Below are 22,874 nucleotides of genomic sequence, written 5' to 3' on the forward strand. Positions count from 1 at the left end.
TATTAATCCCGCGCTCTCCATGGGCCATGGGCCAAGGGCTGAGCCGGCTCTGGAAAGACTTCCGGGTTTGGCTGGCCTCGGCGGCAATCATCATGCTGCTGGCCATTCTCGATCCGGAGCAGGCACTGGAGAGCGTACTTTTTGCGACCAATGCGCTTCTTGAGACAGCCCCTTTCCTGGTGCTTTCCATTGCCATTGCCGCCTGGGCTTCAGCAACAGGCGCAGACAACCTTATTGCACGCGCCTTCACCGGTGCGCCCGGGATGGTGATCCTGCTGGCGGCGATAGCCGGTGGCATCTCGCCCTTCTGCTCCGGCGGGGTGACATCGCTTCCTGCAGCTCTTGCAGTCTGGGCGCTGGTAAAACCCCGGGTTTTTGGCCTCTATATCGCACTGGCGCTCATCGGCGCCTTTCTTTCAGGGATTACCTTCCAGCTTTGGAGCATGACATGACGGCTATCACTATCGATGTTTTGAATGTAATACCAGGCTCTTTGGTGATGGCGCCAGTCGGCATAACGACCTGTCACGACACGGTAAATTCGGCCAACGTAAAAGGCGCGCGAATTGTGAACGTGTTGATGGAGCCCGAGCTGGGGTTAGGCGCGCTGCTTCTTGAGGCAGAGAGCGAATCTGTCCAGCTTGCTCATCGGGTTTCTCCGGCCCCGCCAACGGCGGCCTATCCCGAATCAGCGTTTGCACCTCGCCGCAATCGCTACACCGAGGCGTCGGACGAGCTGGCGTTTGCCAGCCGTGAAATCGCGGCCACAGCCGGTGGTGGCCTCGCGGGCATCAAGGCGCTTGTGGCTGAGGCGGAGTCCCGGTTCACCTACGCGCATCCGGAAATACGGTTCAACGATGGGACAGAAAGGGTTCCCTACCTTTCCTGCGGGCTGACGCCGGGCTCCTGTATCGATATCCACACTTACCTGGTCGCCAGCCTTCGAGCCGCGGGGTTTGAAGCAGGTTACGTTTACGGTTATTTCTTCTCCCTGGAACGTGGCGGCCTGACCAACGACATGCATTGCTGGGTGATCACGAGGCACAAAGGCGAAATACTGGAGTGGGACGTCGCTCACCACATGAAAGCGGGATTGGGTAAAACCCGCCCTGGCCTGAACCCCCGGCCGGGACATAGAGTGGCTTTCGGCCATTCTCTCGGGCACAGCTACACGACGGGCCAAGGCCAGCAGGTTGAGCTCAAGCTGCTGGCTGGACCTCTTGCGCGTTCGGACGCTGGCACCTGGGACAAGTGTCAGCTGCGAGCCTTCTCAACAAACAAGTGATTACCTTTACCCCAGACTGTTCCGCGCGCCTTTTGTCGCAGCAGAGTATGGCCTGCTGCCGCTCGACCAGGCCTGGAAAATGGTCAGCGAGAACCCGGCAAAAGCCGCCGGCCTGCTGGGCACCAGCAAAGGGCTTATAGCGCCCGGCTTTGACGCCGATCTCCTGCTGTTAAGCGAACTCGATTGCTCGCCGCTGTCACTGCAGGCCACACTGGTGGCTGGGACGCCGGTTTTCCAGAGTGGCGGGACCAGCACTGTGGGGGGAGGCTAACGGACAGGTCGAGTTTGTTTGACACTGGTACAGTCCCGGTTGGTGGCCGCACCAGGGCGGTCAGACCTCTTCTCCCGGTCGACCAAACAGGTAACCCTGAAAATTCAGGCACCCATGCTCAACCAGCCACTTTCTCTGCTCTTCCGTCTCGACCCCCTCGGCGATCACTTCCAACCCCAGGCCTTTGGCCAATCCGACAATGGATTCCACAATCGCCGAACTTGCGAGGTTGGTTGTAACCTCTTGCACAAAGGATTGGTCGATCTTGATCTGATCCAGCGGCAGCCGCTTCAGGTAGCTCATGGACGAATAACCCGTGCCGAAGTCATCCAGTGAAAAACGAATCCCCAAAGAGCGGAGACCCATCATTATTTCTGTGATCCGCTCCGGGTCATCCATCAACAGGCTTTCAGTCACCTCAAGCTTCAACAAGTGTGGCGGGGCGCCGGTCTTCTCAAGGATCTGCCCCAGCTGCGCTGTAAAACTATCACTCTGAAACTGGACGATACTGACGTTGACGGCAAGACTGAGCCCCGATCTTGCCGGGTCTCTCTGCCAGGCCGCGAGCCTCTCACAGGCCTGTTCCAGAACCCACAGTCCAATCGGCAGGATCAGCCGGCTTTGTTCAGCTATCGGTATGAAAACAACAGGCGATATCATTCCCCGTTCCGGGTGCCGCCAGCGCAAAAGTACTTCGTACCCAAGCAGCTGGTCCGGATTCCGGATCTGGGGCTGGAAAAACACAACCAGCTGCTCCTCGGCCAGGGCATTGCGCAACTCTTCCTCGATTAGGACGTGCTGAACAATCTTTTCCTGGATATCGGGATTGAAAAAAGCGATGCGTTTCTCGCCCCGCAGTCTCGCCCGCTCTTTTGCCTGCTGGGTAGCCTGCTCAGCTCTCTGAACCTGCTGATCAGGCCGTGTATTCCGCCCATCCATCAGGGTAATGCCAATGCTGATCTCTACTTGTATCCTGTAGTCCAGAACGTCGATCGGACTGGAGAACACCTGAAGAATTTTCTCGGCAACACCCTCTACCGATCGGGCCGCAACCTCTTGGGAGGAATCGAGATTGACCAGCAGGACAGCAAATTCGTCACCTCCGATTCGGGCCAGGGTATCACTCTCGCGCACCACACGAACGAGCTTCCCGGCGAGGGACTTCAAAACCAGATCTCCCACTCCGTAGCCCCTGGCATCATTCACGGCCCGGAACTGTTCAATATCGAGATACAAGAGCGCAGCATGGGTGTTCTGCCGGGTATTCGCTTTGCATACCTCGGAAATCCGCTCTTCAAGCAGTGCCCGGTTTGCAAGCCCTGTCAGCGAATCATAGAACGCCAGTCGGTGGGCTTCCCGCTCGGCTTCTTTGCGTTTGGTAATGTCGTGAAAGGTACCCACGTAGTTCTGGACAGCGCCAGACCCTCCATAAATCGCGGTGATCGTGAGCCATTCAGCATAGACTTCGCCAGTCTTGCGGCGGTTCCAGATTTCACCCTCCCACGAGCCCGTTTCCCGGACCCGGGACCAGAGATGATTATAGAATTCAGCATCTTGCAGACCCGACTGGAGAATACGCGGGCTTTTACCCACGACTTCATGTTCGTCATAGCCGGTAATACGTGAAAACGCCCTGTTAGCGCGAAGTATCAACCCATTCTCGTCGGTGATCATGATACCGAGGTGTGTCTCGAATGCGGTGGAGGCAATTCGCAGCTCAGCTTCATTGGCCTGAGCCTCGAATTGCAGACTTTTCCGCTCACGATTTTCTTGAACCAGTTCTTTTTCCACCGATACCCTTCGGTAAAACTGTCTCAGAAAGAACAGGCCAACAACGGCAACCGACAGAACCCCTGCACCTGAAGCCCAGAGACTGTGTCGCCAGCCCTGCAAAGCAACCGATGTTTTCTCCCCGACAACCACTATATAGGGAGCATCCAGAACCCGTTGAAAGGCGTAAAACCGTTTCTCGCCATCAATTGGAGACTTGAGAATAGCCTGTTCGCTGTCGGAGCCACTTTCGACAAATCGACGGGTATACAGCTCATTGATGAGAGCCCCCTGGCGCCCCGGACCCTCCACAACCGCCGGCAGTCGGGCAACCAGCCTCAAAGATTCGTCGATAATCGCAATACTCTGACCTTCAGATAAAGACAGCCCTGCCAGGGAGTCGGCAATTACCGCCGGTGATTGGGGCGCGGCAATAACAGCAACGAACTCACCCGTACCAGCACGCAACTTCCTCATTCCCCAGATCCAGAGCTCTCCACTGTCAGGATCGGTATACAGTGGTGTAACCAGATCATCGCCCGAGCTTTCATCAAATCGCCGTTTGAGGAACGACCAGCCAGGGATCCTTCCCGCATCCTTTTTTGATGAGGAGTGGATGACATTACCTGCCAGATCTGCCACAAACAGCTCGTCAACAAACTCCAGACCGGACAGCTTGTCGTCGAGCAACTGCTCAATGCTCTCAAGACCGGAGGCCGGGAGAATGTTGGCCTGATAAATCAGGGGCTGGAGAAATCCCGCCAGGGTTCGTAAACCATATCGGGTGGACAGAAGTTTGTTGGCGACCAGTTCGGCCGCCAGATCGGCGCGGGCTGCAGACCGACTACTCGCCGTTTTTGTAGCCTGGTCATAGTTACTCAATGCAACGTAGCTCGCTGACAAAACGAGGACGATCAGAGCAAAAACATACAATAAAAGGGGAAGACGGTAAGCTGTACTCACACCCAGTCTGATCTGGTTTTCTGGTTCTGTCATTAAAACGGCTCACAACCTGTTATTTTTCGAGCACTTGGCGACAGACCAAGCTTGTCACCCCTACACTGTAGCAAAGCTATCAATCTGCTGATGAGGAATTTCCGTGGTTCAGGCAACTATCTATTATCTGGACGGCCACCAGCGCGTAGGCACCGTCTCCGCCTGGAAGCCCAATTCTGGTCGAATTGACCTCCTATCAGCAGAAGACAATAGTCCTATAGCGATCCAATGGCCACTGATTGCTCACATAGACCGCCCTCTGCACGCCAGCCAGGTGGGAAATCGCCAGGAATTCCAGAACTACGTTGTTAACCTCGTCAATGGCCAGACACTCAGCGGCACCATGATGTCCGCCGTGGTCACCCCCAACGGCGTTGAAGTGTGGCATGCTTCGGACACGGTCCACCTGGTCGAACGGTTTGTTCCATGGCAGGCAATCAAAACCTACAGGCTCGGCCATGTTCCGGTTCAAACCGGACCGGACTCAGGCAACAATCCTCCCCCAGCTCCAATAGATGATTCGGCCACCACGACCGAAAACAACGACTCGCCACTCTCGTTAGGCCTTCTGGAAGTGGTCAACGCCCGGCAGCTGTCTGAGGCGCTGGAGCGCGGCAAAACGATTGATCAGACCGGTTACGACAGAACCCTCAGAACAACCATCGGCGACATTCTTGTCCAGTCCGGAGTTCTTGACAGTGAGCAACTGAACGTTGCGTTGCACCGCAAACGATCGGAGCCCACGCGCCCGATCGGCCAGATCCTGGTCGACATGGGCCTTGTCTCGGAAGACACTGTTCAGCGTGCCCTGGCCTACAAACTCGGGGTCCCTTTTGTTTGTCTGGGCGAGTTCGACATAGATCCCAAGGCCATCAAGTTTATCCCTGCGACCACCGCTGCCAGGCTGAGCGTTCTGCCACTCATGTTCCACGAGCGTCATCTTGTCGTCGCCCTGAGCAATCCATCCGATGCCGAAGCGCTCAACATCCTGAACTTCCTGGCCGGCTATCCCGTCAAATACGCCCTGGCGCCGAAATCCGAACTGGCCCGCGAAATCGATCGTTATTACGGCGCTGCCGAGAGTCAGGAGGCGGCTGAAGAGCTGGAGATGGAACTGGTAGAAACGCCGTCCGATCAGCCCAACCGGCAGGCTATCGAGAAGCTGGGCCAGGAGAAGCCAGTCATCCGGTTTGTGAATTCAGTCATCCGGGATGCTATCCGCCAGAATGCGTCCGATATCCACCTTAGCCCGAGAGAAGATTATGTTCAGCTTCTATACCGGCTGAACGGCGACATGATTCCCATCAAACGATTCAATAAAGGCATGCTGGCAGCCGCCGTAAGCCGGATCAAGATTATTGGTGGTATGGATATTACTGAGCGCCGGACACCTCAGGACGGGCGTGCCTCAGTGCGTTGGGACAAGCACGATGTGGATCTCCGGATTTCGGTGATGCCTACCATCCAGGGCGAGAGCGTCGTCATCCGGATTCTGAATACCCAGCAGGGACTCAAATCGGTTAATGACCTGGGTTTCTCAGAGATTGACCGGAAGAAATTTGTTGACCTGATTCATCGCAACCAGGGCATGTTACTCATTACCGGGCCAACAGGGTCGGGAAAAAGCACAACGCTGTACGCAGCCCTGCACGAATTGCGATCCAAAAGCGTGAACATCCTGACGGTGGAGAATCCCGTCGAGTACCACATGGAGGGCATCGAACAGATGCAGGTGAATGAACCGGCAGGCTTCACCTTTGCCAGTGCGCTTCGGAACATGCTTCGTCATGACCCCGACATCATTATGGTTGGCGAGATAAGAGACCGGGAAACCGGCCAGATTGCTGTTCAGAGTGCACTTACTGGCCACCTTGTGTTAAGCACGCTACACACCAACAGCGCAGCCAGTACCGTAATGCGCATGATCGACATGGGCATCGAGGACTACCTTATCAGCGGGACACTCAACGGTGTTCTCGCCCAGCGACTGGTGCGGCGCAATTGCGCCCATTGCATCGCTGAGGAAGTCGTGGATCCATGGGTGCGCGAAACCCTCGGCATCGGCAGCGATGAGGTTTTCTACAAGGGTAAAGGCTGCCACGCATGCCACGACACCGGGTTTTCTGGCAGGCTGGCGGTTTACGAACTGATGGTTCTCACCCCGGAACTGAGGAACATGATTGTGGCGGGGACCTCAGTGGATGGACTGGAAAAGCAGGCCCTTGCTTCCGGAATGACACCCTTGACCAGTCACGCACTGAGCAAAGCCCGGGATGGCAGCATTTCCGTCGCAGAGGTTTACCGCATCCGCCTTTCCTGATCTGGATGACTCAAGGAGTTTTTATGGAATTGCCCGCATATCTCAAGGTCATGGCCGACAAAGGCGCCTCTGATCTTTATCTCTCCACCGGCGCTCCGGTGATGCTCAAGATCGAAGGTAAAACCGGGCCTATCACCCAGAAACCTTTACCGGCAGGTGCCGTAAAGGACTTGGCATACTCGGTGATGAACGATAAGCAGCGCTCCGAATTCGAAAAGAATCTGGAATTGGACATGGCGGTCGGGGTCAACCAGATAGGTCGATTCCGCGTGAACGTTTTCTGGCAACGGGGCGAGGTGGCCATGGTCATTCGCCACCTGAAAACCGAGATACCCACCATTGAGGCGCTCGGTCTTCCGAGCATCCTGGAGCAACTGATCATGGAACCCAGGGGGCTGATCCTGGTCGTTGGCGCAACCGGGTCGGGCAAATCCACCACGCTGGCGGCCATGATCGACCATCGCAACAGCCACAGAACAGGGCACATCCTCACCATCGAGGATCCGATCGAGTACACCCACCACCATAAGCACAGTGTGGTTAACCAGAGGGAAGTCGGAGTGGACACCCATTCCTACGCCGAGGCGCTGCGCAGGGCCATGCGGGAAGCCCCGGATGTCATCATGATCGGTGAAATACGCGATAGGGAAACCATGAAGCAGGCCCTCACCTACGCCGAAACCGGCCATCTCTGCATTGCCACACTGCATGCAAGCAACGTGGACCAGACCATGCGGCGGATCGTTAACTTTTTCCCTGAGAACACCCATCGGGAGCTGTTCATGGATCTGAGCATGCATCTGAAAGCGGTCGTTTCCCAACGTTTGCTCAAGGGCAAAGACGGCAAACGCTCTGCAGCCATTGAGGTGATGCTGGCCAGCCCCTACATCAAGGATCTGATCAACAAGGGTGAAATCGATGGCATTGGAGAAATCATGGAGAAGAGCCCGGAACAGGGCATGAAAACCTTTGACCAGGCCATTCTGGAGCTTTATCACCAGGGCAAGATCAGTCAGGAAGAAGCTCTGGCTAATGCAGATTCCCGCCACAATCTCGAAGTGAAAATCCGGTTGGAGCACGGCAACCTGGACACAGGCGGCAATCAGTTCAGTATCGACCAGAGCTGAGGACGGGTTCTGCCTAATAATTAACAAAACTCAACTGAATCAACAGGTCATTCTGAGTATCATCGCGCCTCACCCAAATCAGTGAGCATCAGGCAAGGACAGTTATTGCAAATGACCAATACCGATACACCAGGGAGCTTGATGCAGCCTGGCGTGAGGTTTTAACACCGGGTATTGATCTCATTGGTGGGGCTTACTGACCACAATTGGCTTTAGCCGTTTTTTAACCAGCAGTGTCTTTTTGGTAGTCTCTGGCCATGACCATTTTCAGCATTATTCAGCTCGTTATTTTTTCCATACTGTTGCTCAACACCGTCCACCTGATGCCTGCATTTGGCCGCTGTTTGCGAGTCGCCGAATCGGCGTTCAAGTCCGGCTATCTGTGCGCCATGCTGACCATGCGCCTGGCCCGCAACATCCTCGGCCTGATCCTGGTCACGGCCAGCACCGCGCCCAATCCTGACATTCATGCCATGGTGCCCAAGGGCATTCTGCTGTTCCTCGTATTGGCAGTGGTCAATGTAGTGCTGACCCACTATCTGGAGCGGGCCAACATCGAAGAAGGCGCCCGCTTCTAGGCGTAAAGCGACTCGATTACGTCGGTGTATTTTTCGTAGATATTGCTCCGGCGCACCTTCATGGTGGCGGTCACTTCGTCATCGTCGTGGTCCAGCTCTTTGGTCAGCAGATGGAAGCGCTTTATCTGCGCCACCTGCGGCAGCTGTTCATTGCCCTTGTTCACCTCGGCCTGAATCAGCTCATTCACCCGCTCCTGTTCGGTCAGGCTCCGGAAGGTGGTGTAGGCAATCCGTTCCTGCTCCGCCCATTTGGCCACCGTCTCGAAATCGATCTGGATCAGTGCGGAAACGTACTTCCGGGCCTCGCCAATCACAATACACTCCTTGATATAGGGACTGGCCTTGATGGTGTTCTCGATCTCCGTCGGCGAGAGGTTCTTACCCCCCGCGGTAATCATGATGTCCTTGAGGCGATCGACAATTTTGAGTTGGCCATCCCGCCATTCCCCGACATCGCCCGTGTGCAGCCAGCCGTCCATCAGGGTTGAGGCCGTCGCCTCGTCGTTCTTGTAATAGCCCTTGAACACGCTGCCGCCGCGCATGATGATTTCGTTATGCTCACCGAGTTTCACCTCGACGCCGGAAACGGCGACCCCCACGGTTCCAAGGTGCACATCATCCACCGGCTGGGCCGTGGCAACGCCGGTGCTTTCCGTCTGGCCATAGACTTCCACCAGGGGGATGCCGATGGTCCGGAAAAACTCCAGAATTCCCGTGGAGATGGGGGCTGCCCCCGTCAACGCAATGGTGCATTGGCGCAGGCCGATAAAGTTCTGTAGCGCCCGCAGCACCAGAAAATAACTGAGACCGTACAGACACTTTTCTTTCAGGCTCCACTGCGCCCGGGGCTTGGTAGCCATCGGCGAGCAGACCCGAATGGCCCAGTTGAACAGCCCTTTCCTGAACCGGCCGGTTTCCTGAATCTTGATGTAAATGGAGGAATGCAGCTTCTCCCAGATCCTGGGCACGCCCAGGAAAAAGGTTGGCGCAATTTCCCGCAAGTCTTCCTGAATTGTTCGCAGGCTTTCGCCAAAGCTGACCGTACTACCCACGTAGACTGGCGCAATGTTGGTAAACGCCTGCTCGGCCACGTGGCATAGCGGCAGGTAGGACAGACTGGAGCCATGCTCATCGGCCTTAAGCAGCTCAATCAGCCCAGGCGCCGCGTCGTGGAGATTTCCCCAGCTGATCATGGCCCCTTTGGGGCGGCCGGTGGAACCGGAGGTGTAGATCATCAGGGCGGTGTCGTCCATCTTCTGGCCGTCCAGCAATTCATCCACCAGGCCGGGGTGTTCTTTTTCATACTTCCGACCACGGGCTTCGATGTCATCGAACGCTGCGGGAGGCTCAGGATAATAACGAAGGCCCTTCATATCGATCGCAATGCAGTGTTTGAGTTTCGGCAGGTTTGGCCAGGCTTCCAGCACCTTATCGGTCTGCTCCTGATCCTCGCACACCACAAATTCCGCATCGCTGTGCTCAAGAACGTAGGCCACCTCATTCCACGGGCTGGTCGGATAAACACCAACACAGATACCCCGGACCATGCCGATGCCCATCTGGGCGATGACCCACTCCACCCGGTTCTCAGAGATGATCGCCACATGGCCGCCCTCATCAAGGCCGAGGGCACGGAGCCCCAGCCCGAAATGCCGGGCACGCTCGTAGTAATCCCGCCAGGAATAGGCCTGCCAGATACCGAAGTCTTTCTGGCGCAGGGCCAGCGATTCAGGCCGGCCTTGGGCGTGGGCCCGCAACATCTGCGTCAGGGTAAGATCGGGTATCGAAGGTGTTGTCATGAAAGCCACCGTTTACGGCGTTTGTAGTGCTTGATGTCTCGGTAACTGCGAGCCTCGCCTTCCTTGCCGCCAACTCCCAGGTAAAACTCCCGGACATCCTCGTTGGCGGTGAGTTTATCCGCCGGCCCGTCGATTACGATCTTGCCGTTCTCCATGATGTAGCCATAAGAGGCGATCGCCAGAGAAACGGCGGCATTCTGTTCCACCAGCAGAATAGCGGTGCCCTGCTCCCGGTTGATCCGCGCCACAATGGTGAAGATTTCTTCCACCAGCAACGGCGCCAGACCCAGTGACGGCTCGTCCAGCATGATCAGCTTCGGCTGGGCAATCAGAGCCCGGCCCAGGGCCAGCATCTGCTGTTCACCGCCAGACAGATACCCCGCCAGCTGTTTGCGACGCTCCTTCAGGCGCGGGAAGTAGTTGTAAACCAGCTCATAGCTGTCGCTCAGGGTGGGCTTGTTGCCACTGAGCGCGTAGGTGGCGGCAACGAGGTTCTCTTCCACTGTCAGGTCCTCAAACACGCGGCGGCCTTCCATCACATGGAACAACCCGTTGCGCACCAGTTTCTCCGGTGGCGTGCCTTTTACATCCTTGCCCTGGAACCGGACTTCTCCGGCGGTCACCTCACCGTCTTCCAGGGTCAACAGGCCGGAAACGCTTTTCAATGTGGTGGATTTGCCGGCACCGTTGGAACCGAGGAGCGCCACGATGGCGCCCTCCGGAACCCGCAGTGACAGGCCCCGAAGGACCTGCACTGCCTTGTTGTAAACCACCTCGATGTTATCGATTTCCAGTAAGGCTTCCATACAGCCCCTCAGTCGAGGTGAATCCAGTCCGATACCGGCTCGTAACGGCCTGCCTCGGCATTCACCCGCCAGATACGACCGACCGGGAACGACATATCCTTCACGGTGACCGGAATACCGATGATGCCACCGGTGTCCCAGTCCTCAATCGACGCCAGGGAGGCGGCCATATTCTCAGCCGTGAGATCTTTGCCCGCATCCAGGGTGCGTTTGACCACTTCGGTCCACACCATGGCGTTGAACCAGGCCTGCATGTAGCCGGTGGGGCGGTAGCCGGCTTCGGGATCGCTCTTCTCGGCCTGGGCCCGGAGCGCATCCAGCATCGGCCCGCTTTCCTCACTGTCGTAGTAGTTGTAGGGCATCACGCCCATGTAGCCATCGGCGTCCGCTCCCATCTTGTCGATGATCAGCTTGTCCGAGGACCAGAAGGTGCCCATGAACTGCGTATCCAGGCCCATCTGGCGCATCTGCACCATGAACTCGTTGATCGGCGACAGTACGTAGCCGTGGAACACCACAAAATCCGGGCGAACGCGACGCAGCTTCAGGACTTCCGCCGACACATCCACGCTGCCGGGCTTGGTGACAATATTCTCAACCACTTCAATGCCCAGCTCGGCGGCCCGGGCCTTGCCGTTTTCAATCGGATCCTTGCCAAACTCGGTATCGCTGTACACGAAGGCAACCGTCGGCATATCGCCGTCCTTACCCTGGTCTGCAATGTACTCCAGGATGATTCCGAACATCTGGCTGTAGTTGGGTCCCGGAATGAACTGATAGGGATACTGCTCGTTATCAGTCAATGCCGTGGCAAAGGACGCACCACTCATCAGGGTATCGCCCTGGCTGTTCAGCTCCGAGGCGATGGTCTTCATGAAGCCGGTGCTGTCACCGTAATAGGTGGCTGGGGAATCACTGCCGGAGATTTTCTTGAAGGCAGCCACCGAACGGTCCACTTCATAGGCGGTATCTTCCATCACATACTTCACCGGATGGCCGTTGATGCCGCCCTGGTTGTTGATCCAGTCGGTGTAGTCGGTAAGACCGGCATGGATGTGAATGCCGGCAAAGGCAAACACACCGGACAGTGGTATGGAGCCACCGAAGACGATGGGTTCCTTGTCCTGGGCCATCGCCGGAGCGGCTACGGTTAACGCAGCGACCAGACTGCCAAGCCCGGCGAGCCGGCGCCCTTTTTTGAGGATGTTTCTGAACATGTTTCTTCTCCTTGCTGCTTCTTGTTGTTGGTATTGCTCGGGCTTTCGACAACCAGCCCGTTGAAACACGATTAATTCCGGAACGGCCACAGGCGGAAAAAACGGCGAATGCGATGCCATATTTCCGCGAGGCCATGGGGTTCAAAGATCAGGAAGCCCACAATCAGGGCGCCGAAGATTATCTCCAGCATCGGCGACATGAACACCGGGGCGTCCGGGTAGAACGGGGTCAGGGCGGCGGTGATCAGCTTCAGGGCTTCCGGCACCAGTGTCATGAAAGCCGCACCGAGTATGCCTCCCAGCAGGTTACCCATGCCGCCGACGATCACTGCCGCCAGATAGAAAATCGACATCGACAGCGGGAAACTCTCCGGCGTCACTACCCGGAAAAAATAGGCAAACAGGCCACCGGCCACCCCGGCGTAAAAAGAGCTGAGAGCGAAGGACATCAGCTTGTAGTGCAAAAGGTCAATACCGAGAATCTCGGCGGAGATATCCCGGTCCCGAATGGCGATAAACGCCCGGCCAATCCGGGTCCGGAACACGTTGCGGGCAGCAAATACCATCAGTACCGCCAGCGGCACGATGATGAAATACATCATGAAGTCACTCTGGAAGCTCCACCCGAACAGGTGCGCAGGCTCGAGGCTCAGGCCGCCCATGCCGCCGGTGACCGACTCCCACTCGGCGAAGATGAAATGCAGGAACACACTGGCCGCCAGGGTGGCGATTGCCAAATAAAGTCCCTTGACCCGCAGCGAGGGCAGGCCCACCAGGATGCCTACTGCGGCGGCCATCAGTCCCGCCAGCACCAGGGTTACCGGGAACGGCAGGCCGGTGTTGAGAGAGAGCCAGGCGACGGTGTAGGCGCCCACACCCATGAACCCTGCCTGGCCGAGGGAAATGAGGCCGGTAAATCCGGTCAGGATGTTCAGGCCGGTAGTACTGATCACGGCAATGCCTACAAGGCATCCCAGATAGAGCAAGTATGAATCGGCCATGAACGGGAACAGCAGAAGAATCAGCAGGAATAGCCCGAACCACAGTTTTTGGGTGTGGCTGGTCCAGATCGCCTCATCGGCTTCGTAACTCTGTTTTGCGTCACCGATGCGCATCTTACACTCGCTCTATTTCGTGGGTGCCAAAAAGGCCATAAGGACGGATCACCAGAATCACGGCCAGCACCAGGAAGGTCGCCGGCATCCTGTACTCACCACCCAGGTAGGCGCCGGCCACGGTTTCCAGCCAGCCAATGAACACGCCGGCTACCAGGGCACCCAGAATGCTGTCCAGGCCACCAACAATCACCACCACCAGAACACTCAGCCCGATAATCCCGAACTGGGGGCTGAGGCCACCGGTGGCAGCCACCAGTACACCAGCCAGTGACGCCGCCAGTGAACCGAACACCCAGGCCATGTTGAACACCCGGCGCACATTGATGCCCATGGAATAGGCGGCGGCCTGATCCGACGCTGTTGCCCTCAACGCAACGCCGCCCCGGGAGAAGCGGAAATAGAGCAGGTAAATAATCAGCAGGGCGGAACCGATCAGGAAGCCGTAGGCAATTTTGGGCGCGAGATAAAGCGGGCCGATAAACACCGGCTCCCGGGGCAGAAAACTGGGCAGCAGCTGCGGGTTGGCGGTCCAGATGAACTCCACCAGGCCCACCAGGATACTGGCGATGCCGATTGTCACCATCACCACCGAGATCGGGGATTCACCCAGCATTGGCCGGATCATGGTCTTCTCGATTACCCCGCCCAGGATGCTGCCACCAATAACGGCCATCGGCAGCGCGATCCATGCGGAGAGCTCCATGCCACCGGCAAAGGCCAGGAACAGGTAGGCGGCAAACATCATGATTTCGCCGATGGCAAAGTTGATCACCCGGGTGGCCTTGTAGATGATCACAAAACCGAGGGCAATCAGGGCATAAAGCCCGCCCATCGCCAGGCCGGCCAGGCTGATTTCGCCGAAGAACAACCAGTCCATCAGGCCGCCTCCTCTTCCGGATTGAGCTTCCTGCGCAGGCTGTCGATGTCACTGTTGCCCAGGTAGGCCCTGATCACCTCGGGGTTTTTCTGGACATCCGAAGGCAGACCCTCGGTAATGACCTGGCCAAAATTGAGCACCGCAATGTGGTCGGAAATATCCATGACCATGCCCATGTCGTGCTCCACCATCAGCACGGTAATGCCCCACTCTTCCCGGATGTCCAGTATGAAGCGGGCCATATCCTCTTTTTCTTCCCGGTTCATGCCGGCCACCGGCTCATCCAGCATCAGCACTTTCGGCTGCATGGCCAGGGCCCGGGCCAGTTCCACCCGCTTCTGTAAGCCGTAGGACAGGCTCGCCACCGGCTGGCGGCGGATGTGGTCGATTTCGAGAAAGTCGATGATCCGTTGCTCCACATCTTTGCGCACTGACATCTCCTCCCGACGGGCAGGACCAAAATAGGCCAGTGCGCTGAGCAAGCCGCTTTTCATGTGCACGTGGGCGCCCAGCTTGATGTTGTCGAGGACGGTCATACCCCGGAACAGGGCAATATTCTGGAAGGTTCGGGCCAGACCCAGCGCGGCCCGTCGCGGAGGCTTGATACCGCTTGAAAGCACCTGCCCTTCATAGCTGATCGTGCCCTGCTGGGGCTTGTAGAACCCGGAAATGCAGTTGAACAGGGAGGTCTTGCCGGCACCATTAGGGCCGATTATCGTGGTGACAGTGTTCTCAGGCACCCGGAAACTGACATCCTGCAGGGCCTTCACACCACCAAAAGACAGAGACAGGTTGCTGATCTCGAGGATGCTCACTTTACCTCCCGGCACCCTTGGCGCCGGGTAAACAGGCACGCGAACACGCCTCATTTATACCCAACTCGCGCCTAAAGATGATTGTAATTTTTGTTTTTTCTGGTCGCCGGGGTTAGCCCCCGATCAAGATTTAAAGTAGTCCATTCAGGCAACATTAGGCAATCCCTTCTATCCTGTTACCTGACAGATAATACCAACAGTTACGCAGGGAACCGGCCTTCAGACCTGCTGCAACGTGAGAGCAAGCAACAATGACAGACAGACTGGTAACCACCGGCTTTGACGCCGGAACCGGTGTGGCAATGCTTACCTTTAACCGGCCAGAAGCGCTGAACGCGATCAATGTACCCCTGGCGGAAGCCTTTCTCGCTGCCGTCCGGGAGCTGAAAGCACAACCCGGCGTGCGCTGCATAGTCCTCACCGGCGCGGGACGCGCCTTTATGGCGGGCGGTGACGTTTCCAGCATGTCTGGCACACCGGAACAGGCAGGTAGCGCGATCAGCGCCATTCTGGATGCGGTCAACCCCGCCATTCTGCTGTTACGCAGCATGGATGCCCCGGTAATCGCAGCGGTGAAGGGCGTCGCCGCCGGCGCGGGGCTTAGCCTGGCATTGATGGCGGACCTGGTCGTGGCCCATGAGGACACCAGATTTCTGGTGGCCTACAACGGCATCGGCGCTGTTCCCGACTGCGGCGGCAGCTGGTTTCTGGCGCACAAGATCGGCGCCGGCCGGGCGGCGGAATTGATGCTGCTTGGGCGGACCCTTACCGCGCAGGAAGCGAAGGACTGGGGCATGATCACCGACGTCGCCCCGGACAGCGACTATGAAAACCGGCTGAACCGCATCATAGAAAAAGTCGCCAACGGACCCACCCGGGCGTTTGGCGCATTCCGCCAGCTCACCGACCGGGCCAACGGCGATCAGCTGGCCACCCATCTGGAAGCGGAGCGGGCGGCCTTCCTTGATATGACCCGGACCGACGATTTCGCCGAGGGTGTGTCGGCGTTTCTGGCCAAGCGGCCTGCACAATTCCGGGGGCGGTAAGAGGCGCTGGTAACCGTCCGCGCTAGCCAGGCTGATCGGGGGTCAAGAGATGACTCCGCGCTCCCTCAGCGCCTTGATCTCCCCGGAAGAAAGGCCGGCAACTTGCTGCAGGACCCGCTCCGACTGCTCCCCCAACAACGGCGGTGCCGTGCGGTATGTCACCGGAGTCAGTTTCAGCTTGATCGGATTGCCGACCGTGGGTACCTCGCCCAGGTCCGGATGGGGGACAGTCTGTCTCATTCCCCGGGCCAGAACCTGGGGATCGTCAAATACCTGATCCAGGGTATTCACCGGCCCGCAGGGCACTCCGGCCCGCTCCAGGATTTCCACCCACTCCCGGGTGGAGCGCATCACGGTGGCCTGCCTCAGTTTCGGGATCAGTTCCCTGCGGTTGGCCACCCGGGCGCGGTTGGTCACGAAGCGCTCATCGCCCGCCCACTCAGGGTGGCCGAGCACGTCGCATAGCCGGGCGAACTGCTGGTCGTTGCCGATTGTCAGCACCATATTGCCGTCTGCCGTAGGGAAATCCTGGTAAGGCACGATGTTGGGATGGGCATTCCCCATCCTGACCGGTGCCTTGCCCGTGGTCAGGTAATTCATGGCCTGATTGGCCAGGCAGGCCACCTGCACATCCAGCAGCGCGGCCTCCACATACTGACCTTCCCCGGTACGGTCCCGGTGGCTGAGCGCGGCGAGTACGCCGATGGTGGCGTAGAGCCCGGTCATGATGTCCGTCAGGGCCACACCCACCTTCATCGGGCCCGCGCCGGGCTCGCCATCCGGCTGCCCGGTGATGCTCATCAATCCGCCCATGGCCTGGATCAGGAAATCATAGCCGGGGCGGTTCGCGTAGGGGCCATCCTGGCCAAATCCGGTAATCGAGCAGTAAATGAGTTTCGGGTTGATGCCCTTCAGGCTGTCGTAATCCAGGCCATAGCGTTTGAGGCCGCCCACCTTGAAGTTTTCCAGTACCACATCCGATTCGGCCACCAGCTTGCGTACCAGTTCCTGCCCCTCCGGATGGGCGATATCAACCGCCAGGGACTGCTTGTTCCGGTTGGCGCTCAGGAAGTAGGCCGAGAGTTCGGCGCTGCCATCAGCCCCCTGAAGATAGGGCGGTCCCCAGGACCGCGTGTCGTCACCGGTTCCAGGGCGCTCGATCTTGATGACCTCCGCACCCAGATCCCCGAGGATCTGACCCGCCCAGGGGCCGGCCAGGACCCGTGAAAGATCCAGGACACGCAGGTGAGACAAAGAGCCTGACATCCGATTCTCCATAGAGGTGGACTCTTAGCGCATGCCACCGAGGCAGAGATACTTGAGTTCCATGAACTCGTCCAGCCCATACCGGGAACCTTCCCGGCCAAGGCCGCTTTCCTTGACGCCACCGAAGGGGGCCGTCTCGGTGGAAATGATCCCGTCGTTGATACCGATCATGCCGGTTTCGAGAGCCTCGGCCACGTGCCAGATGCGCCGGATGTCATTGCTGTAGAAGTAGGCCGCCAGGCCGAATTCCGAGTCATTGGCCATCGCGATCGCCTGCTCCTCGGTTTCAAACCGGAACAGCGGCGCCACCGGGCCAAAGGTCTCCTCACTGGCCACGAGCATGTCCTGGGTGACATCGGTGAGGATGGTGGGCTCGAAGAACGTGCCGCCCAGTGCGTGAGCCTGGCCTCCGAGGACGACGTTTGCGCCCTTGCCGGTGGCATCAGCGATGTGCCGTTTGACTTTGTCCAGGGCCGCCTGGTTAATCAGCGGGCCCTGGTGAGTCTCGCCTTCGAGACCGGGGCCCACCACCATCTTGCCGACCGCCTCTTTCAGCTTTTCAACAAATTCGTCGTACACGCCAGTCTGCACATAGATGCGGTTGGCACACACACAGGTCTGCCCGGTATTGCGGTACTTGGAGGCCATCAGTCCGGTCACCGCGGCATCCAGATCGGCATCGTCAAACACGATGAACGGTGCATTGCCACCCAGCTCCAGGCTGACTTTCTTGACCGTGCCGCTGGCCTGACGCATGAGCAGTTTGCCCACTGGCGTGGAGCCGGTGAACGACACCTTGCGAACCACCGGGTTGGTACTCAGTTCCTCACCCACCTCCGGCGCCCGGGCCTTTGCGCAGGTAATGATGTTGAGGATTCCCGGGGGAACACCGGCCTCCTCCGCCAGCACCGCCAGGGCCAGGGCACACAGCGGGGTATCCTCTGCGGGCTTGACCACCACCGGACATCCGGCCGCCAGGGCCGGGGCTACCTTGCGGGTGATCATGGCCACCGGAAAATTCCAGGGCGTGATTGCCGCCACCACGCCGATGGGCTGTTTGATAACCACGATCCGCTTGTCCCGGCCATGGCCGGGAATCACGTCGCCATAGGCCCGTTTGGCTTCCTCGGCAAACCATTCAATGAAGCTGGCGCCGTACCCCACCTCACCGCGGGCTTCCGCCAGCGGCTTGCCCTGTTCGGCGGTCATCAGCCGGGCCAGGTCTTCCTGATGTTGCATCACCAGATCGAACCACCGGCGCAGGATGCCCGTTCGCTCCTTGGCCGGCCGGGCACGCCATTCCGGCCATGCGGCCTCGGCCGCCCGGATGGCCTGCCGGGTGTCTTCTGCGTCCATATCCGGCACATCGGCCAGATGCTCACCATTGGCCGGGTTGGTCACCGGGAGCTGGTTGCCGGAACGGGCCTGGACCCATTCCCCGTTGATATAGGCGCTTGCGCGCAAAAGTTCCGGATTCGTCAATCGGATAGTCATCACAGTCCTCACGGCCCTCAAAAGAGGGAGTCAATGTCATCAGAGCAGATAGCTTTCAATCACGTCCCTGACAAAGGCAGCATAGTCGTCAACGGCAACATTCTGATCCCGGTATTTTCTGCGCTTCAGGTACCAGTCCTGCAACAAGGCCTTGACCATCGAGGCAACAAGACGGGCATTTCTCGAGCGGTAAACCCCCGCCTCAATGCCGTCTTCAATTAACCCGAGAAAGATCTCCTCGATCTCCAGCTCAATGGCAACGGCGTCGCGTTTTTCTTCAGCCGGCAGGCTCTTCGCTTCCATATAGGAAAAGTAGAACCAGGCCCGCATCAGCTCGCTCAGATACAGGTGTGCCTTGATTGCGGCGAACAGGCGGTCCCGGACGTCCTCGACCTCTCCGGTGTAATGGAGCAGGGTCCGGCGCGTGATAATGAATCCGTGGCTCTGGATCAGGTGGATCAGGTCTTCCTTGTTGCGGATATAGGCATAGAGCCCACCCATGCTCATCCCGGAATCCCCGCAAAGGTCCCTCAGCGTCATGGCATGGAACCCCTTGGAGTTGGCCAGCCGCAGGGTCGACTCGATGATCCGGGTCAGATTCTTGACCGCCGTCGCCTCCTTTTTGATGCTGATTCGTTCCTTGTTCTGGCGGTAAACATCACGGATCACGTCCTCCTTGGACATGCTGAGTTCACCTCGGAATGCTTCGTAATTCTCAATCATAGGTGCCACGACTGCCTGCTCCTGCGGCGGTGATTATAAGCCAGATTATGCCACCCACAGACTATGCCACCGAGAGAAACCGGTCCTGTGTGGCCTGATCAGAGCGTAACTCGTCACTGGTTGCCTCATGTACTACCTGGCCCTTCTCAAGGATATAGGCTCTCTGTGCATGCTTGAGAGCAAACCGCACGCTCTGGTCGGTGAACAGGATGGTTGTCGTCTGGCTGAGGTCGTCGATCAACTCACCGATCTGCTGCACGATAACCGGGGCCAGGCCTTCATTGGGTTCGTCCAGTAACAGCAGCCTCGGCTGAATCATCAGCGAGCGCGCCACCGCCAGCATCTGCTGCTGGCCACCGGACAGGGTGGCGCCGTCCTGATCCGCCCGCTCACCGAGCATTTCGTACTTCTTGAGGATGCCATCCACCGTCCAGCGCGCGGTACTGCCCTTGCGTTGATAGGATGCCACATCCAGATTGTCCCGCACCGTCAGGCCGGGAAAGATCCGACGGTCTTCCGGCACATAACCGATACCTGCGCGGGCAATCCGGTGCGCGGGCCAGCCCTGCACCGGCTTGCCGTCATAGATGATCTCGCCGGATCGCGGCGGCGTCAGCCCCATAATGCTTTTCAGAGTGGTACTCTTTCCCGCACCATTTCGGCCGAGGATGCAAACCGTCTCACCGGCTTCGAGCTGAAGGGTAACACCCTGGAGCGCCTGACTCTCACCATAGAACGTCTGGATATTGCGAACATCAAGAATCATGGGTTGGCCTCCTCGACCGCCTCGTCGTCTTCTTCACCCAGGTAGGCGACACGAACCTCGGGATGGTTCTTCACTTCCTCGGGTGTACCGGCAAACAGCTTTTCGCCACGGTGCATGACCAGAATGCGGTCCGCCAGGTTGAACACCACATCCATATCGTGCTCGGTGATCATGAAGGTGTAGTCACCGCTGTCCGCAAGCTTCTTGATCAGCTGGGTGGTGCGCCGGGTTTCATCCGGGGTCATCCCGGCAGTGGGCTCGTCCAGCAATACCAGCTTGGGTTGAGTTGCCAGCACCATGGCGATTTCCAGCAATCGCTTGTCGCCGTAACTGATGACTTCCGCACGCTGCTGCTTCAGGCTGTCGATGCCCAGACGCTTCAGAAACTCGACCGCCTCCTGCTGGATTCCGGTATTGCGGGAGGCAATGTTGAACAGCTTGCGGCTGTGGCCGTGGTAGGCCGACAGCACGACCTCCACGTTCTCCTGCACCGTCATCTCCGGGAAGATGTTATTGATCTGGAACGACCGGGATACTCCCAGCCGGCTGATCTTGTGAGGCGGCATGCCGGTGATGTCCTTGCCATCCAGCATGATCTTGCCTTCAGTCGGCTGCATCCGGCCGGACACCATGTTGTAGAAGGTTGTCTTGCCGGCACCGTTGGGACCGATAATCGCGATGGTTTCCTTGGGCATGACCTCCAGGTTGATATCGGAGACCGCAGTGACTCCGCCGAAACGCTTGGTCAGGTTAGCAATGGTAAGGACCGGGTTACTCATTTCTTTACCTCCATCCACCAGTCAATGGCGGTACCCAGCAGACCCTTGCGGAAGAAGATCACCATCATCGCCAGGATGATGCCCAGGACCAGCATCCAGGACTCTGTATACGTGGTAATCCAGGTTTCCAGCAATACGAACGCCGCAGAACCGATGAAGGGGCCCAGGAAATACCCGGTGCCACCGAGGATGGCCATCAGGATAGGTTCGGCGGACATGGACCAGTGCAGAAGTTCCGGGCTCGCCACCCGCAGGAACGGCGCGATCAGACCACCGGCCAGACCCGCGAAAGTGCCGGCAATAACAAAAGCCACCAAACGGTATGTGCGTACGTTCAGCCCGGCGAAGGATACCCGCTCGGGATTCTGGCGGATGGCCCTGAGGATCATGCCGAAGGAGCTGCGGCAGATCACGTAGAGCACCACCGAGGCAATGGCCACGATAGCCAACACCACATGGTAATAGACCGACGGATTCGCCAGGGTCAGGTCAAGACCAAGCCCGAAAGAACCCAGAGTAAATCCTGCAAGACCGTCACTGCCGTTGGTCACCGAGCGCCATTGATAGGCGATCGCAAAGACCATCATGCCAAAAGCCAGGGTAAGCATGGCAAAGTACACCTCATTGAGGCGGACGCTCAGGAAGCCGATCATCAGCGCCAGCAGTGCAGACGCTCCCATGGAAACAAGAAGGCAGGCCAGGAACGGCCACTCCAGGTGGATCAGTACCAGGGCCGTGGCATAAGAGCCGATACCGAAGAAGGCCGCATGCCCGAAGCTCAACATGCCGGTATAACCGAAAATCAGGTTGAAGCTGGCCGCGAACAGACCCAGGATCAGGATTTCGGTAAAGATAAACACATAGAAATACGAAGCGATCCAGGGCACCGCAATCAGCCCGGCGATCACCACAGCCAGAATGGCCATCAGAACCTTGGTCTTCATGCGCTTGCCCCCTTACCCATAATGCCGTTTGGTTTGAACAACAGAACCAGCGCCATGCCCACGAACGGCAACAACAGGTTCACTTCCGGCAGGTAACGGCCACCGAAGCCGTGAATCAGGCCCAGGATGATGGCGCCAAGCAAGGCACCCGGGAAACTGCCAAGGCCGCCGATCACCACGACGATGAACGACTCGATAATGATCTTGTCCCCCATGCCCGGGTCCAGCGCACGCATGGGCGCGGCCATCACACCACCGACGGCGGCCAGCCAGGCACCAAAGGCAAACACGCCGGTCACCACCATCCGGGTGTTGATGCAAAGCGCCTCGGCCATGTCCCGGTCCAGGGCGGCCGCCCGCATGATGCGGCCGACGCGGGTGCGGTTGAACAGGTACCAGAGCCCCGCCAGCAGGAGCAGACCGATGACGATCACAAACAGGCTGTAGGTGGCCACGGAACTGCCCAGCAGCTCCACTGAGCCGGACAGCAGCTGCGGCGGCTGGACCACATGGATGCCGCTACCCCAGATCATTCGCACACTCTCGTTGATGATCAGCAGAATGGCGAAGGTCAGTAGCAGGCTGTCTGCCACGTCCCGGGAATAGATGAAACGTAACAGGACCCGGTCGATGATCACCGCCAGGATGGCAACGCCAATCGGCGCCAGGAGCAGGGCCGCCCAGAAGGGCATTCCCGCAATATTAATCAGGGTGAAGGCCAGGTAGGCCCCGAGCATGTAGAGTGCCCCGTGGGCAAAATTGATGATGTTCAACACACCGAACACGATGTTCAGGCCCACTGCGATAATGAACAGCAGCAAGCCGATATCGAGACTATTCAGCAACGCCGCTCCGATGCCAGACATGGATTACCTCA

The 22,874-nt window shown here is 58.2% G+C and carries 21 protein-coding genes; 7 read left to right on the plus strand and 14 right to left on the minus strand.

Features of this window, described 5'->3' with window-relative positions; all coding sequences use genetic code 11:
- Window positions 1-26: 26 nt before the first annotated feature.
- From CLH62_RS09185 to CLH62_RS21650, 3 genes are read left to right on the plus strand one after another with little or no spacing between them, the layout of a single operon-like run.
- Complete coding sequence (locus tag CLH62_RS09185; RefSeq protein WP_099617867.1) at window positions 27-452, plus strand: hypothetical protein; 426 nt, start codon at window positions 27-29, stop codon at window positions 450-452.
- Window positions 449-1,285: a transglutaminase domain-containing protein gene (locus CLH62_RS21375; RefSeq protein ID WP_099617868.1), complete on the plus strand. Its 837-nt coding sequence runs from the start codon at window positions 449-451 to the stop codon at window positions 1,283-1,285. Before CLH62_RS09185 ends, CLH62_RS21375 begins: the two co-directional genes overlap by 4 nt.
- Complete coding sequence (locus tag CLH62_RS21650) at window positions 1,221-1,556, plus strand: amidohydrolase family protein (protein WP_228152814.1); 336 nt, start codon at window positions 1,221-1,223, stop codon at window positions 1,554-1,556. The genes CLH62_RS21375 and CLH62_RS21650 overlap by 65 nt, the downstream gene beginning before the upstream one ends.
- A gap of 60 nt (window positions 1,557-1,616) precedes the next feature.
- On the opposite strand, the gene CLH62_RS09200 is transcribed toward CLH62_RS21650, so the two are convergent.
- On the minus strand, window positions 1,617-4,208 hold the full coding sequence (locus CLH62_RS09200; RefSeq protein ID WP_228152815.1) for a bifunctional diguanylate cyclase/phosphodiesterase: 2,592 nt from the start codon (window positions 4,206-4,208) through the stop codon (window positions 1,617-1,619).
- 217 nt (window positions 4,209-4,425) lie between these two features.
- Here CLH62_RS09200 and CLH62_RS09205 point away from each other — a divergent pair, with 217 nt between their 5' ends.
- The 3 genes from CLH62_RS09205 (at window position 4,426) to CLH62_RS09220 (ending at window position 8,347) form a co-directional block, all read left to right on the plus strand.
- Entirely contained in the window at window positions 4,426-6,642 is a 2,217-nt protein-coding gene (locus tag CLH62_RS09205) for a GspE/PulE family protein (RefSeq protein WP_099617870.1), read from the plus strand.
- Window positions 6,643-6,665: 23 nt separating this feature from the next.
- Window positions 6,666-7,769 (plus strand): PilT/PilU family type 4a pilus ATPase, encoded by a 1,104-nt coding sequence (locus tag CLH62_RS09210; RefSeq protein WP_099617871.1) that lies wholly within the window; start codon window positions 6,666-6,668, stop codon window positions 7,767-7,769.
- A 257-nt stretch (window positions 7,770-8,026) separates the two neighbouring features.
- On the plus strand, window positions 8,027-8,347 hold the full coding sequence (locus CLH62_RS09220; RefSeq protein WP_099617872.1) for a hypothetical protein: 321 nt from the start codon (window positions 8,027-8,029) through the stop codon (window positions 8,345-8,347).
- Here CLH62_RS09220 and CLH62_RS09225 read toward each other — a convergent pair.
- From CLH62_RS09225 to CLH62_RS09250, 6 genes are all read right to left on the minus strand, one after another.
- On the minus strand, window positions 8,344-10,146 hold the full coding sequence (locus CLH62_RS09225; RefSeq protein WP_099617873.1) for an AMP-dependent synthetase/ligase: 1,803 nt from the start codon (window positions 10,144-10,146) through the stop codon (window positions 8,344-8,346). The genes CLH62_RS09220 and CLH62_RS09225 overlap by 4 nt on opposite strands.
- Complete coding sequence (locus tag CLH62_RS09230) at window positions 10,143-10,952, minus strand: ABC transporter ATP-binding protein (RefSeq protein ID WP_099617874.1); 810 nt, start codon at window positions 10,950-10,952, stop codon at window positions 10,143-10,145. Before CLH62_RS09230 ends, CLH62_RS09225 begins: the two co-directional genes overlap by 4 nt.
- Before the next feature lie 8 nt (window positions 10,953-10,960).
- Entirely contained in the window at window positions 10,961-12,169 is a 1,209-nt protein-coding gene (locus CLH62_RS09235) for an ABC transporter substrate-binding protein (protein WP_099617875.1), read from the minus strand.
- A 71-nt stretch (window positions 12,170-12,240) separates the two neighbouring features.
- Window positions 12,241-13,284 (minus strand): branched-chain amino acid ABC transporter permease, encoded by a 1,044-nt coding sequence (locus tag CLH62_RS09240; RefSeq protein ID WP_099617876.1) that lies wholly within the window; start codon window positions 13,282-13,284, stop codon window positions 12,241-12,243.
- 1 nt (window position 13,285) lies between these two features.
- On the minus strand, window positions 13,286-14,164 hold the full coding sequence (locus CLH62_RS09245) for a branched-chain amino acid ABC transporter permease (RefSeq protein ID WP_099617877.1): 879 nt from the start codon (window positions 14,162-14,164) through the stop codon (window positions 13,286-13,288).
- Window positions 14,164-14,979: an ABC transporter ATP-binding protein gene (locus CLH62_RS09250; RefSeq protein WP_099617878.1), complete on the minus strand. Its 816-nt coding sequence runs from the start codon at window positions 14,977-14,979 to the stop codon at window positions 14,164-14,166. The genes CLH62_RS09245 and CLH62_RS09250 overlap by 1 nt, the downstream gene beginning before the upstream one ends.
- 251 nt (window positions 14,980-15,230) lie before the next feature.
- Between CLH62_RS09250 and CLH62_RS09255 the strand changes: the two genes are divergently transcribed.
- Entirely contained in the window at window positions 15,231-16,025 is a 795-nt protein-coding gene (locus CLH62_RS09255) for an enoyl-CoA hydratase/isomerase family protein (RefSeq protein WP_099617879.1), read from the plus strand.
- Window positions 16,026-16,067: 42 nt separating this feature from the next.
- On the opposite strand, the gene CLH62_RS09260 is transcribed toward CLH62_RS09255, so the two are convergent.
- The 7 genes from CLH62_RS09260 to CLH62_RS09290 form a co-directional block, all read right to left on the minus strand.
- A complete protein-coding gene (locus CLH62_RS09260) occupies window positions 16,068-17,291 on the minus strand; it encodes a CaiB/BaiF CoA transferase family protein (RefSeq protein ID WP_099617880.1) in 1,224 nt (407 codons plus the stop codon).
- A 24-nt stretch (window positions 17,292-17,315) separates the two neighbouring features.
- Window positions 17,316-18,779 (minus strand): NAD-dependent succinate-semialdehyde dehydrogenase, encoded by a 1,464-nt coding sequence (locus tag CLH62_RS09265; protein WP_099618820.1) that lies wholly within the window; start codon window positions 18,777-18,779, stop codon window positions 17,316-17,318.
- Window positions 18,780-18,824: 45 nt separating this feature from the next.
- Complete coding sequence (locus CLH62_RS09270) at window positions 18,825-19,508, minus strand: TetR/AcrR family transcriptional regulator (RefSeq protein ID WP_099617881.1); 684 nt, start codon at window positions 19,506-19,508, stop codon at window positions 18,825-18,827.
- A gap of 61 nt (window positions 19,509-19,569) precedes the next feature.
- Entirely contained in the window at window positions 19,570-20,274 is a 705-nt protein-coding gene (locus tag CLH62_RS09275) for an ABC transporter ATP-binding protein (protein ID WP_099617882.1), read from the minus strand.
- Window positions 20,271-21,053 carry an ABC transporter ATP-binding protein gene (locus tag CLH62_RS09280; protein WP_099617883.1) on the minus strand — a complete coding sequence of 261 codons (783 nt, stop codon included), beginning with the start codon at window positions 21,051-21,053 and terminating at the stop codon, window positions 20,271-20,273. The genes CLH62_RS09275 and CLH62_RS09280 overlap by 4 nt, the downstream gene beginning before the upstream one ends.
- Window positions 21,050-21,997: a branched-chain amino acid ABC transporter permease gene (locus CLH62_RS09285; protein ID WP_099617884.1), complete on the minus strand. Its 948-nt coding sequence runs from the start codon at window positions 21,995-21,997 to the stop codon at window positions 21,050-21,052. The genes CLH62_RS09280 and CLH62_RS09285 overlap by 4 nt, the downstream gene beginning before the upstream one ends.
- Window positions 21,994-22,863, minus strand: a complete 870-nt coding sequence (locus CLH62_RS09290; RefSeq protein WP_099617885.1) for a branched-chain amino acid ABC transporter permease — start codon at window positions 22,861-22,863, stop codon at window positions 21,994-21,996. Before CLH62_RS09290 ends, CLH62_RS09285 begins: the two co-directional genes overlap by 4 nt.
- Between the last annotated feature and the right edge of the window lie 11 nt (window positions 22,864-22,874).

This window comes from Marinobacter guineae (genome assembly GCF_002744735.1).
Taxonomy (GTDB): Bacteria; Pseudomonadota; Gammaproteobacteria; order Pseudomonadales; family Oleiphilaceae; genus Marinobacter; species Marinobacter guineae.

Excerpts from the sequence above, each read along its gene's own strand:
- CLH62_RS09280 (WP_099617883.1), bottom strand. The coding sequence starts at position 21,053 with ATGAGTAACCCGGTCCTTACCATTGCTAACCTGACCAAGCGTTTCGGC.
- CLH62_RS09220 (WP_099617872.1), top strand. The coding sequence starts at position 8,027 with ATGACCATTTTCAGCATTATTCAGCTCGTTATTTTTTCCATACTGTTG.
- CLH62_RS09185 (WP_099617867.1), top strand. The coding sequence starts at position 27 with ATGGGCCAAGGGCTGAGCCGGCTCTGGAAAGACTTCCGGGTTTGGCTG.
- CLH62_RS09230 (WP_099617874.1), bottom strand. The coding sequence starts at position 10,952 with ATGGAAGCCTTACTGGAAATCGATAACATCGAGGTGGTTTACAACAAG.
- CLH62_RS09245 (WP_099617877.1), bottom strand. The coding sequence starts at position 14,164 with ATGGACTGGTTGTTCTTCGGCGAAATCAGCCTGGCCGGCCTGGCGATG.
- CLH62_RS09235 (WP_099617875.1), bottom strand. The coding sequence starts at position 12,169 with ATGTTCAGAAACATCCTCAAAAAAGGGCGCCGGCTCGCCGGGCTTGGC.
- CLH62_RS09270 (WP_099617881.1), bottom strand. The coding sequence starts at position 19,508 with ATGATTGAGAATTACGAAGCATTCCGAGGTGAACTCAGCATGTCCAAG.
- CLH62_RS09290 (WP_099617885.1), bottom strand. The coding sequence starts at position 22,863 with ATGTCTGGCATCGGAGCGGCGTTGCTGAATAGTCTCGATATCGGCTTG.
- CLH62_RS09210 (WP_099617871.1), top strand. The coding sequence starts at position 6,666 with ATGGAATTGCCCGCATATCTCAAGGTCATGGCCGACAAAGGCGCCTCT.
- CLH62_RS09285 (WP_099617884.1), bottom strand. The coding sequence starts at position 21,997 with ATGAAGACCAAGGTTCTGATGGCCATTCTGGCTGTGGTGATCGCCGGG.
- CLH62_RS21375 (WP_099617868.1), top strand. The coding sequence starts at position 449 with ATGACGGCTATCACTATCGATGTTTTGAATGTAATACCAGGCTCTTTG.
- CLH62_RS09225 (WP_099617873.1), bottom strand. The coding sequence starts at position 10,146 with ATGACAACACCTTCGATACCCGATCTTACCCTGACGCAGATGTTGCGG.
- CLH62_RS09255 (WP_099617879.1), top strand. The coding sequence starts at position 15,231 with ATGACAGACAGACTGGTAACCACCGGCTTTGACGCCGGAACCGGTGTG.
- CLH62_RS09260 (WP_099617880.1), bottom strand. The coding sequence starts at position 17,291 with ATGTCAGGCTCTTTGTCTCACCTGCGTGTCCTGGATCTTTCACGGGTC.
- CLH62_RS09275 (WP_099617882.1), bottom strand. The coding sequence starts at position 20,274 with ATGATTCTTGATGTTCGCAATATCCAGACGTTCTATGGTGAGAGTCAG.
- CLH62_RS09240 (WP_099617876.1), bottom strand. The coding sequence starts at position 13,284 with ATGCGCATCGGTGACGCAAAACAGAGTTACGAAGCCGATGAGGCGATC.